The organism is Evansella vedderi (assembly GCF_030813435.1).
GTDB classification, from domain to species: Bacteria; Bacillota; Bacilli; order Bacillales; family Salisediminibacteriaceae; genus Evansella; species Evansella vedderi.
Genome location: NZ_JAUSUG010000008.1, coordinates 113,060 through 124,460, shown reverse-complemented (window position 1 = coordinate 124,460; position 11,401 = coordinate 113,060). Strand labels below are relative to the sequence as shown.

The window sequence follows — 11,401 nt, the reverse complement described above, 5'->3', positions numbered from 1 at the left end:
GGAGATACAAAAGGTAAAATTCAACCTTTTGTATCTCCCTCTTCTTTTATATTTTTGTGAATTTTCCTGTCATTTTCTTTGTTCCTTTTTTGTTTATGATATAGTGAAGAAAAGAAGATTTTATGAAGGGTGACAATTTTGATGGAACATAAAAAAACCTATCATTCGTTGGAGTTAAACCAAAATGATAGAGCCTTTGTCATCGAAGGGCCTGTTACAAAGGATGCTGTCCTCAATTATGACTTTGATAGTGGCCTTATCGCTTTTCGACCTGCTAAGCAGCAATATGAGGCTTTAGTAAAGGTTTCTGATTTACCTGAAAACAGAATTATAATTGCAAGAGAAGAGAATGTTATTGTTGGCTATGCCATTTTTCTATACCCTGACCCACTAGAGCGGTGGTCAGAGGTGGAATTAGATAATTTAATCGAATTAGGCGCAATTGAAATCTCATCTAACTACAGAGGCCATGGACTTGCTCAACACTTACTTAAAGTAGCCATGATGGATGACGCTATGGAGGATTATATTGTAATTACAACAGAATATTATTGGCACTGGGACCTTCGAGGAACCGGCCTTTCCATTTGGGAGTATAGAGACGTTATGGAAAAGGTTATGAAATCAGGGGGATTAGAATGGTATGCAACAGATGACCCTGAAATATGCTCTCACCCCGCTAACTGCTTAATGGCTCGAATTGGAAGTCGCGTTACAGCAGATGCCGTTCATGAATTCAACCGAGTACGATTTAAGCATAAATATATGTTTTAAAATAGTAAAGTCTATAGGACGGAGGCGTGGTAGCCATGATGGTACAAGATATTATGATTAAAGATGTTATTTTCATCGATGAAGCTACAAGTATAAAAGAGGCATTTGATAAAATGGAACATCATCGAATACGTCATCTACCAGTAGTAAACAAAGAAATGGAAATAATAGGTATCCTTTCAGACAGAGATATAAGAAAGGCGAGTCCATCCATATTGGAAGATTGGCGATATGAACTATTGGATCGCCCTGTTAATGAAATTATGAACAAAAATGTTATAACGGCACTTCCATTTGACTTTGTAGAAGAAGCAGCAAATACAATGATGGAACATCAAATTAGCTGCCTTCCTATTGAAGATAATGGACAGTTAATTGGTATTATTACAGATACTGATCTCTTAAAAACCCTCGTAAAACTTACAGGAGCAGATATGCCTTCATCACGTTTAGAAATCGAAGTACCAAATGAAAGTGGAATGTTATCAGAGGTTGCGTCACTTATAAAAAAACATAATATAAATATACAAAGTGTACTAGTATATCCTGGAAAGGAGTTGGACAAAAAAATTCTTGTTTTTAGATTACAAACAATGAACCTTCGTCCTTTGACTCAATCCATTAAGAATATTGGTTATAAAGTCCTTTGGCCTGATTTGGAGATGAAAATATGATGAATGAAGCTGGATTTATCTTTTCACCAGAACAGCTTAAATATAAATTTAGTGAACACCATCCCTTTAATCAAAAACGCCTTATCTTAACAATAGATTTACTTGAAAAAGTAAATGCTTTGGACACTAATACTATCCTTCCTGCACGCATGGCAACGGATTCCGAACTTCTTTTAATCCATGACGAGGATTATATTCGTGCTGTGAAAGATGCCAGTGCTGGAAAAACAACAGCTTCCTTTGCCACAAAGTACGGTATTGGTACCGAAGATACCCCTGTTTTTCCTGATATGCACGAGGCAGCAGCATGGCTTGTTGGGGGAACTCTTTCTGCTGTGGACCTAGTTTTCGAACATGGATTTAAACATGCCTTAAATCTTGGTGGAGGTTTGCATCACGGGTTTCGTGGAAAGGCTTCCGGTTTTTGTGTGTATAACGATAGTTCCATTGCAATTGAATATATGCGTCGTAAATATCAAGCCCGTGTACTCTATATAGACACGGATGCTCATCATGGTGATGGAGTACAATGGGCTTTTTATGATGACCCTGAAGTATGTACTATTTCTCTTCACGAAAGTGGTAGGTTTCTATTCCCTGGAACAGGAAGTGTAAATGAACGGGGAACTGGAGATGGATATGGCTACTCCTTTAATGTTCCTTTAGAGGCATTTACAGAGGATAACTCTTTTTTATATGCCTATGAAAAAATATTTCGGGAAGTAACCAAATTTTTCAAACCAGATGTCATTATTACACAAAATGGTGCAGATGCCCATTGCTTCGATCCACTTACCCATTTATGCGGAACAACAAAAATGTTTTTTGAGATACCTAAATTAGCTCACGAATTAGCGCATGAATATTGTGATGGTCGCTGGATTGCCGTTGGAGGGGGGGGATATGATATTTGGAGAGTCGTCCCTCGGGCATGGTCAGCCTTATGGCTTGAAATGACAGAACAAACGTCAATCCTAAAAGAACCAATACCTGAAAGTTGGATAAGCCGTTGGCAAAGTGAAAGTAAAGAAACACTTCCAACAAGCTGGTATGATGAAGATTCTATTTGCCCTGTCATTCCCCGTAGAAACGAAATAAAAAGAAAAAATGAACGAACATTACAAAGTGCATTAAAATCTATTAAAGAAAGAAGAAGAAAGTAAGGAGGATGTACCCAAAGGTTGTTCGCCTACCTTTGGACACCTCCTCTCTCCATTTATCCTTTTAAAATTTGTTCCACAATTTTGGAAGAAGTTATGGCTACCTTTTCTACAAATGAGTCAAAGCTTGCAGGAGCCTCTCCGTTCGCTTTATCTGAAATAGAGCGGATAACGACAAAGGGTACTCCATTAAAATGACAGACATGAGCAACTGCTGCCCCTTCCATTTCCACACAGGCCGGTTGAAATAAACCTTGTAGTGCAGTTACTTCCATTTTATCTGCAATAAATTTATCGCCACTAATAATTTTACCCTTTATAACTTTTGATGCTCCTTCCAGTACAAAGGAAGCTCCTTTATATGCTTTTTCCACTAATTCTTCATCAGCAGGAAATACGGATGTTCCTTCATGCATCGGAATTATCCCCCTGTTAAAACCTAGCGGGCTTGCATCAATGTCATGCTCTTGACACTCAGTAGATATTACAACATCTTCTACATTAAGCTCTTCCTCAACTCCACCGGCAACTCCTGTGAAAATGATTTTATCCACATCAAAAAGGTCAATTATTATCTGTGCACACATTGCGGCATTTACTTTACCTACACCACTTTGACAAATAACCACTTCATGTCCGTACCAATAGCCTGTAAAGAAAGTCAGAAGGCCCTTTTTTATTTCATTAATGTCCTCTACTGAGTCTTTAAAAAACACCACTTCTTCCTTCATTGCACCAATTATTCCATATTTCACTTTTCCACCTCTTTTTTAAAAGCTCTTTTCACATAGATTATTGTTTTAAGCATATATATTGCTTGGATATGCTAAGGCGGACCAATTACTCCTAAAGGTCGCCCACGTCCTGCGTCTGCGATTACTCGAAGCATACTCGTTAGTAAATGCTCGTCGCTAGAGTCGCCACCTTTTGCTTCTCCAAGCTTTTTTTAAAAAAGTTTATCGAAAACAGCCTTTTACATAATAAAAACCGGAGAAATTCCCCCGGAAATATAATTTATTACTGTTCATTTAATGGATCTGAAATAACAATAACAACCCTTCGATTTTTCTGAAGATTCTCTTCTGTTGTATTAGGGGCTATGGGTCTAGTTTCTCCATAACCTACCGATACAAACCTTGATGGGTCTAATTCATCACTGGTTTTAAGTAAAAATCGAATAACACTGCTAGCCCTTGCTCCTGAAAGCTCCCAATTAGAAGGAAATTGAAATGTATTGATAGGTCGACTATCCGTATGTCCTTCTACCATAACTTTATTTGGGATACTCTCCAAAAGGGTTCCAACCTTTTCTAAAAAAGGTTCTGCTCCTGAAATTATTTCTGCTCGAGCTGTTTCGAATAAAACTTGCTCTTGCAATACAAGGACCACTCCCCTATCATCCCTAGAGGCTGAAATAAACTCTGTCAAGTTATTATTTTCCAAAAACTCCAGAACTTCCATTAACAATTCATCCAGTTGATTGTCCAAATCATCACTATCCATATCGATAAAATTTTCAAAAGGATCCACTTCATTTTCAAAGGGATCCTCCCTTAAATCCCTGTCCTCAGCAGGATTGTCAAATGGTATAATAGAAGGATAAAATTCAAAGACTGATCTATCTTGAAAAGATTCAGCAATTGCACGAAACTTATTTCCATCAACTACAGACATAGAGAAAAGAAGTACAAAAAACACAAGTATTAATGTCATTAAATCTGAAAAGGTAACCATCCATTTAGGTGCTCCCCTATCCGAGTTTGTTTGTTTACGTCTTCTAATCATTGATAAGCTCCTCTTCCACCTGATCTTTCTCCGTCTTCACATGATTAGGTAAAAAGGCACTCAACTTCTCTTGCAGTATTTTTGGATTTTGCCCGGACTGAACACCAATGACACCTTCTACTGCAATTTGCTTTACAAATACTTCTTCTTCTGTACTTAGGGCCAGCTTATTAGCAATAGGAACGAATACCAAATTAGCTAATAAAGTTCCATATAAAGTAGTCAATAAGGCGACAGCCATGTTTGGACCCAAGGATGATGGATCATTTAGATTTTGCAACATGAGAACTAATCCAATTAAGGTTCCAATCATTCCCCATGCAGGAGCATATTCCCCTGCTTTCTCAAGAATATATCGACCCTTTCGATGCCTTTCTTCCATAGCAACTACTTCAGCCATCATAATATCCTTTATAATATCAGGCTCGATACCATCAACTGCTAATAATACTCCCTTTTCGATAAAAGGATCTTCCACTTCCTCTAAACCTGCCTCTAAGGCAAGTAAGCCTTCCCTTCTCGCCTTTGTAGACAGGTTTACAAAGGTATCTATTAAGTCATTTAAATCATGATTTTGTGATTGGAAGGCTTCTCTAAAAACTCTTGGAAGACCCTTAATATCCTCTAAACTAAAATTGATCAGTATGGCTGCAGACAGACCTCCTAAAACAATAAAAACAGAAGTCCATTGGAAGAAGAAACCTATCCCACCGGAACCAACGGTGCTAGTAAATATAGCTAACAGAATCGCTGTCAGCCCTATAAATATGCCTACTGGTGTTAATAAGTCTATTTTTTTCATAATCCTCTCCCTAACCTTGCAAGTTAACCTCTGTCTTTTTCTCTATCTCTATCTTATTTTTTAAACCTTAACTTGCTCCTCAATTGTTGAATGTCTAAACTCGATCCTATGAGGTAATACAACAACATTTTCTGTTACTTCTTCTTTATTCATATATTTAGTTAATAAACGCATGGAAACTGCTCCTAAATCATACATTGGTTGTACTACTGTGGTTAATGTAGGTCGAACCATTGTAGATAATCGGGTATTATCAAAGCCGATTACTTCAAAATCACTCGGGACGTCATATCCAGCATCCTGTGCCCCATGTATAACACCAAGTGCCATCTCATCAGTGGATGCAAAAATAGCAGTAGGCTTGTCCTCTAAACTAAGTAACGTTTCCATTGCTTCTAGTCCCGAATCATACGTATAATCCCCAATAACAATATAATCTTCGTTCAATGGAAGATTACCATCTTCCAATGCTCGTTTATATCCAGCAAACTTTAAATATCCATTAATCGGATCTTCTAACGTTCCCGATAGCATTGCAATCTTCTTATGCCCTCTATCGATGAATGATTTTATAGCATCATACGCTGCTTGTTCATAATCGATATTTACGGAAGGAAATTCCTTTTTAGGGTCAATAGTAGCTGATAATACAATAGGAACTGGAGACTTCTTAAATGTTTCCACATGTTCATTTGTTATTTCACCACCCATAAATACGATCCCATCCACTTGTTTTTCTAGGAGAGTATTTATTAAATGAATTTCCTTATCCTTGTTCTGGTCTGAATTACATAAAATAATATTGTATTTATACATTGTAGCAATATCTTCAATTCCCCTTGCTAATTCAGCGAAAAAGATGCTTGATATATCAGGTATAATAACCCCTACGGTTGTTGTCCGTTTACTAGCTAGTCCTCTCGCTACAGCGTTGGGACGGTATCCTAATCGTTCAATTGCTTCTAGCACTCTCTTTCTTGTTGTTGGCTTCACATTTGGGTTCCCGTTTACAACACGGGAGACTGTAGCCATAGAAACTCCAGCTTCCCTTGCCACATCATAAATCGTAATATTCATTCTAATATCCTCCTCGATTTCCACCATTTGGCTTTCATACTTTCATAATTTAATGCTATAATACGACACTTTAAGGAGGGAATCAATTTCTATGTAATATATATCGACATATTTCTCCCAACCTTAAGTTTATTTGAAAAAATTTTTTAACTCTTCTTTATGTTGACTCATTAGGATTGTTCTTATTCTTCCCACTATACGTAAAAAAGAGAAAAAGAATAAAAGCGCAATGCGCCTGCCTATCGAAGCAGCATTCGAACGGAAAATGCTCTGACCGATAAAAAGCGCTTTTTGCTTTTTATTTGGGCAGAAATTTTCTCGAGCCGATGGCGCATGAAGCTAGACGATTATTCAGCTACTGTTATCCACATTCAGAAAAAATATAATTCCTAAACAATTAAAAAGGCATGTGTCTTTTTAATTGAAAGAACACATGCCATAGTACTATTTTTGCTGAACCGGTTCTTTTTCCCTCTTGTATAAACCGGACTCAATGAGGTTAGATACGAATTCCTTAAATTGAGGAATATCCATTTGCTGTGCCGAGTCTGAAAGGGCAACTGCAGGATCTGGATGAACCTCTGCCATAACACCATCTGCACCAATAGCAAGAGCCGCTTTCGCTGTAGGCAGTAACAGATCTCTACGGCCAGTAGAATGAGTTACGTCTACCCATACAGGAAGATGTGTTTCTTGCTTTAAAATTGGAACTGCAGATATATCTAACGTATTTCTTGTAGCTTTCTCATACGTTCGGATACCACGCTCACAAAGCATAATATTTCCATTTCCTTTAGAATGGATATACTCCGCTGCATTAACAAATTCTTCTATTGTTGCTGCTAACCCACGCTTCAATAATACTGGCTTATCTACGCTACCTGCTGCTTTTAGTAATTCAAAGTTTTGCATGTTTCGTGCGCCAATTTGAATAACATCAACATAATCTAATGCCATTTCAATATGCTGGGGACTTACAATTTCACTAATGACAGCTAAATCATACTTACGGGCAACATCTTTTAATATTTTTAGGCCTTCTTCACCTAAACCTTGGAAATCATAAGGGGAAGTTCTCGGTTTAAAAGCCCCTCCACGTAAAAATTTAATGCCTTCTGCCTTTAGTGCTTTTGCCACTTCTTCTACTTGCTCGTAGCTTTCCACAGAACATGGTCCTGCAATTAGTCGCTGTTTACCGTCGCCTACAGCTTCTTTCTTAATTGTAACAATCGTATTATCTGGGTGTTTCTTTCTAGATACTAAAAGTGCTTTACTATGGTCGTCTTCTTGTAACTCCAAGCCAGCTTTAAAAATTTGTTTGAAAATATGCTGAAGAGTTGATGTTTCAAACGGCCCCTTATTATTTTCCGCAATTAAGTCCAGCATTTTACGCTCCCGAACAGGATCGAAACGATTTAGACCTTGTGCACTCTTCACTCTTCCAATCTCCTTAACGAGGCTTGCACGCTCGTTAATCAGCTCCATCAATTGTAAGTTTACCTTATCCAATTGATTTCTCAACTCTTCTAGTTGTTCATTACCCATTATTAAAACTCCTCTCCTTGCATCTCAGTCCAATATAGTTATCTTGTTAATTATGGACTATTATATACGAATAAACAAAGAATGTCACGAACTTTCTTTAATAATTAAACGCTTTTAAGCGTTAAAGTATTTTCATCTAAAATAAAACATCCTTTGATATAAATATACATTTTTCAACCAATAGCATCAACTACCATGTATAATATTAACTGATTGAAAGTTGAAGAAGTGTTTGGAAATGTTACAGCATCCACAGCACATTTTTGCTTTATACATTGGTACTCGCCCAATTGTTGGGCTTATACTGCGTAAAACAGATACTGGGTACCATGTTGTATATATCATACGTCAGGAACATACAGAACGTTCTATGCTATGAAGTACTAAAGCAAATAAACCAAGAAGAAACTCCGTCCAAACTAATCATTTATATAAATGGGGAAGAAATGAATATGTCAAAAAATTCAACAGAAGTTCTACTACTAAATGGAAATCCTGCCCATATGAATTACCCCATCCATTCTGGTGATACTTTAACTTATTCAGTAACGAGAAAGCCTACACTTTTAAAGGACATATTAAAGAAATGGGAACCCTCTGCAATTAAGGAGATAATCTCGCCCTTCATTGGTTGGAAATATAGACGAATACGGCTGTCTAAAAGACTTATAGAAGAATGGGACTTACCAATGGTTTTTCTCCTTTTGGTAAGTCCCATTTAAAAACAAGTTTTTCTGTTTCATTTATTAGTTAGTTGACCATACTTCTCCTAACTTTTTCTTTGTCACATTCCAATGAGAATCATGCCATAATACTTTTTCTCCTTCAAATAATAATATTTGAGGAGACTCATGCTTTACACCATACTCTTCTGAAATTTCATTTGATAATGGCCTTGCTTCCTGTACATTCAAATAAAAAACTGGTACCCCTTCATTTTCTTGGGAATAAGCTTCCGTTTGGTTAAACGCCTCATGACTAATGGGACAGGTAGTACTATTTTTTAAGAAAAAGAACTTCCCTTCAGACTTCACAATTTCTTTAAATTCATAGGATGATGATATTTTTTTTAAGCTCATTTCCTGTCTTTCCTCTCTATTCTTTGTTTATCAATTCGTTATTCATCTTTTCCTTTAATTCCACTTCTCTAACTAATTCCTCAACGGATCTTTGAAGATCCTCCACTTCTTTTTTTACAGAGGCAGCGATTTCTTCACTTATACCATCCAGGTCATCTGTTAAATTATCGGCAGACTCTGTTAGTTCCTCCATATCTCTACGAACAGACCTTGCTAAGTCCTTTACTTTATCTAGTAAGGTGGTAGATTGATCTGATACACTTCTAGCAAAGCTTGTTGTACTTTCCCGAGCTGTAGAGGCAAATTGATTCCCCCTTTCCATTGCTTGTGAAGTCCAGTCTGCTGTTCTTTCCCTTGCAACCTTTGCTTGTTCATTAATATCCTGCCTTAATTCCTTTCCTGGCTTTGGAGCTAGAAGGAGGGCGGCAGAGGCACCTATTAATCCACCTATAAATGTTCCAATTATGAAATCTTTTGTGTTCATTCCGTCTTTTTCGTTAGTTTGATTTTGTTCACTCATCGCTATTTCCTCCTTTTATCTAATAGTAATTAATATAAGATTAAATTAAAAAGATTCACTATTTTCTTTTTTGTTACGTTCGTCTTTTTTGGCTTGCCACTTTTCCCAAAACTGAAGTGCAACATTTCCCCATTTAACAGCTTGTGCAACCTGCTCCGATTGCTCGTCTGCTTTTTTGGATACGGCTTCTGAAACACGTTTCACAGAATAATTAATTCGTTGTACCGATTCTCCTAAATCCTTTGCAGCTGAAAATATAGAATTAAGGGAATCGGACTTACGTTGAATATCATCTGCTAAAAGATTGGTCTTATGTAATAACTCTGTAGACTCCTTTGTAATCGTATCCACTTGCTGTTGTAATCCTTCAACAGTAGATGAAACATTATCTAATGTTATTCTCATAGCAATTAATGTTTTAATTAAATAATACACTAAAACTGCAAAAGCAACAGCTACAATGGCTACACTCACGTATAATAAATTCTCCATGAATGAGCACACCTCCTATCCTCTACCCTATTTTAACTCTTTCCTTCATTTTCTTCAAAAACAATTAAATGTTAATAGTATAACAAGCTAGCTTATAAAACAACATTCTACAATATTTTAGATTATTCCTTTCTTAGGAATACTTTTTCAGTAACAACCTTGCTGGTTTCTTTGAAAAGAAATGTGTAAAATAATAATTAAGTTTTCTAAAAGATTGTTGTTTATTAAAAATATTTTTTTCTTGGATATGCTACAGGCGGACACTTCTCCAAGCTTAAAAAAAGCAACAAAGTTTACGAAAACAGCCAATTATTTTTAAGGAGGAAGTAAAGAAATGAGAGATCCTCGTATTCAAACATTAGCCAATAATCTTATTAACTATTCTTGCAACCTGCAAAAGGGTGAAAAAATTCTTATTGAAAACTTTGGTGTACAAAAAGAACTAGTCAACGCTCTAGTAGAAGAAGCATACAAAGCAGGGGCTCATCCTTTTGTTTCCCTAAAAGAGCACGAGGTAAACCGCGCTTTACTTATGGGAGCATCTCAAGAGCAGCAGGAGCTTACAGCAGATTTTGAAGCATATGTGATGAAAGAGATGGATGCCTACATTGGTTTGCGAGCAGGGGATAACATTAATGAGTTATCAGATGTACCAGATGCCCAAATGGCTTTACATCAAAAAACAGTGGGTACAAAAGTACATAGGGAAATTCGCGTTCCAAAAACAAAATGGGTTGTTTTACGTTACCCAACCTCCTCTATGGCACAGCTAGCCAAAATGAGTACCGCAGGATTTGAGGACTTCTATTTCAATGTTTGTAACTTGGACTACAGCAAAATGGACAAGGCGATGGATGCCCTAGTGAAGCGCATGAACAATACAGAGGAAGTCCGCCTCACTGGTGAAGGTACAGATTTAACTTTTTCCATTAAGGACATTCCGGCTATAAAATGTGCAGGTAGATTAAACATCCCCGATGGAGAAGTTTACACTGCACCTGTAAGAGATTCTGTAAATGGTACCATTACTTACAATACCGCTTCTCCATACCAGGGTTTTACATTTGAAAATATTCAATTCACTTTTGAAAACGGAAAAATCGTGAAAGCCACTTCTAACAACGAAGAAAAAATCAATGCGATCCTGGACACGGATGAGGGAGCCAGATACATTGGTGAATTTGCTATTGGGGTTAACCCATATATCCTGCACCCAATGCAAGATATTCTATTCGATGAAAAGATCGATGGGAGCTTCCACTTCACACCCGGACAAGCTTATGAAAATGCCTATAACGGGAATGATTCTGCAGTACACTGGGATATTGTAAATATTCAACGCCAAGAATATGGCGGAGGGAATATTTATTTCGATGGGGAATTAATTCGTGAAAATGGACGGTTTGTTACGGAGGATTTGAAGCCGTTAAATCCAGAAAACTTAAAATAAGTAAAAAAACTGACTCATTCTATTGAGTCAGTTTTTTATTAAG

General features: G+C 37.0%; 13 protein-coding genes. 5 read left to right on the top strand and 8 right to left on the bottom strand.

What is annotated here, in order from left to right; genetic code table 11:
• Window positions 1–141: 141 nt before the first annotated feature.
• The 3 genes from J2S74_RS11640 to J2S74_RS11630 are packed head-to-tail and all read left to right on the top strand — an operon-like array spanning window position 142 to window position 2,611.
• Entirely contained in the window at window positions 142–774 is a 633-nt protein-coding gene (locus tag J2S74_RS11640; protein ID WP_307325769.1) for a GNAT family N-acetyltransferase, read from the top strand.
• A gap of 35 nt (window positions 775–809) precedes the next feature.
• A complete protein-coding gene (locus tag J2S74_RS11635; protein ID WP_307325767.1) occupies window positions 810–1,448 on the top strand; it encodes an acetoin utilization AcuB family protein in 639 nt (212 codons plus the stop codon).
• Window positions 1,445–2,611, top strand: coding sequence for an acetoin utilization protein AcuC (locus tag J2S74_RS11630; protein ID WP_307325765.1), 1,167 nt, complete (start codon window positions 1,445–1,447; stop codon window positions 2,609–2,611). The genes J2S74_RS11635 and J2S74_RS11630 overlap by 4 nt, the downstream gene beginning before the upstream one ends.
• Before the next feature lie 53 nt (window positions 2,612–2,664).
• On the opposite strand, the gene J2S74_RS11625 is transcribed toward J2S74_RS11630, so the two are convergent.
• The 5 genes from J2S74_RS11625 to J2S74_RS11605 form a co-directional block, all read right to left on the bottom strand.
• Window positions 2,665–3,363 (bottom strand): 5'-methylthioadenosine/adenosylhomocysteine nucleosidase, encoded by a 699-nt coding sequence (locus tag J2S74_RS11625; RefSeq protein WP_307325764.1) that lies wholly within the window; start codon window positions 3,361–3,363, stop codon window positions 2,665–2,667.
• A gap of 262 nt (window positions 3,364–3,625) precedes the next feature.
• Complete coding sequence (gene motS / locus J2S74_RS11620) at window positions 3,626–4,393, bottom strand: flagellar motor protein MotS (RefSeq protein WP_307325762.1); 768 nt, start codon at window positions 4,391–4,393, stop codon at window positions 3,626–3,628.
• The gene (motP, locus tag J2S74_RS11615; RefSeq protein ID WP_307325760.1) at window positions 4,386–5,195 is read right to left on the bottom strand and encodes a flagellar motor protein MotP; all 810 of its coding nucleotides are present in this window, start codon (window positions 5,193–5,195) and stop codon (window positions 4,386–4,388) included. The genes motS and motP overlap by 8 nt, the downstream gene beginning before the upstream one ends.
• A 60-nt stretch (window positions 5,196–5,255) precedes the next feature.
• The gene (ccpA, locus tag J2S74_RS11610; RefSeq protein WP_307325758.1) at window positions 5,256–6,272 is read right to left on the bottom strand and encodes a catabolite control protein A; all 1,017 of its coding nucleotides are present in this window, start codon (window positions 6,270–6,272) and stop codon (window positions 5,256–5,258) included.
• Window positions 6,273–6,716: 444 nt separating this feature from the next.
• Complete coding sequence (locus J2S74_RS11605; protein WP_307325756.1) at window positions 6,717–7,817, bottom strand: bifunctional 3-deoxy-7-phosphoheptulonate synthase/chorismate mutase; 1,101 nt, start codon at window positions 7,815–7,817, stop codon at window positions 6,717–6,719.
• A gap of 452 nt (window positions 7,818–8,269) precedes the next feature.
• Here J2S74_RS11605 and J2S74_RS11600 point away from each other — a divergent pair, with 452 nt between their 5' ends.
• Entirely contained in the window at window positions 8,270–8,539 is a 270-nt protein-coding gene (locus tag J2S74_RS11600) for a hypothetical protein (protein ID WP_307325754.1), read from the top strand.
• A 24-nt stretch (window positions 8,540–8,563) separates the two neighbouring features.
• Here J2S74_RS11600 and ytxJ read toward each other — a convergent pair whose 3' ends face one another.
• From ytxJ to J2S74_RS11585, 3 genes are read right to left on the bottom strand one after another with little or no spacing between them, the layout of a single operon-like run.
• On the bottom strand, window positions 8,564–8,896 hold the full coding sequence (ytxJ, locus tag J2S74_RS11595) for a bacillithiol system redox-active protein YtxJ (protein ID WP_307325752.1): 333 nt from the start codon (window positions 8,894–8,896) through the stop codon (window positions 8,564–8,566).
• A 16-nt stretch (window positions 8,897–8,912) separates the two neighbouring features.
• Window positions 8,913–9,416 (bottom strand): YtxH domain-containing protein, encoded by a 504-nt coding sequence (locus tag J2S74_RS11590; protein WP_307325750.1) that lies wholly within the window; start codon window positions 9,414–9,416, stop codon window positions 8,913–8,915.
• Between the two features lie 45 nt (window positions 9,417–9,461).
• Complete coding sequence (locus tag J2S74_RS11585) at window positions 9,462–9,908, bottom strand: DUF948 domain-containing protein (RefSeq protein ID WP_307325748.1); 447 nt, start codon at window positions 9,906–9,908, stop codon at window positions 9,462–9,464.
• Window positions 9,909–10,242: 334 nt separating this feature from the next.
• Here J2S74_RS11585 and J2S74_RS11580 point away from each other — a divergent pair, with 334 nt between their 5' ends.
• On the top strand, window positions 10,243–11,358 hold the full coding sequence (locus tag J2S74_RS11580; protein ID WP_307325745.1) for an aminopeptidase: 1,116 nt from the start codon (window positions 10,243–10,245) through the stop codon (window positions 11,356–11,358).
• Window positions 11,359–11,401: the final 43 nt, after the last annotated feature.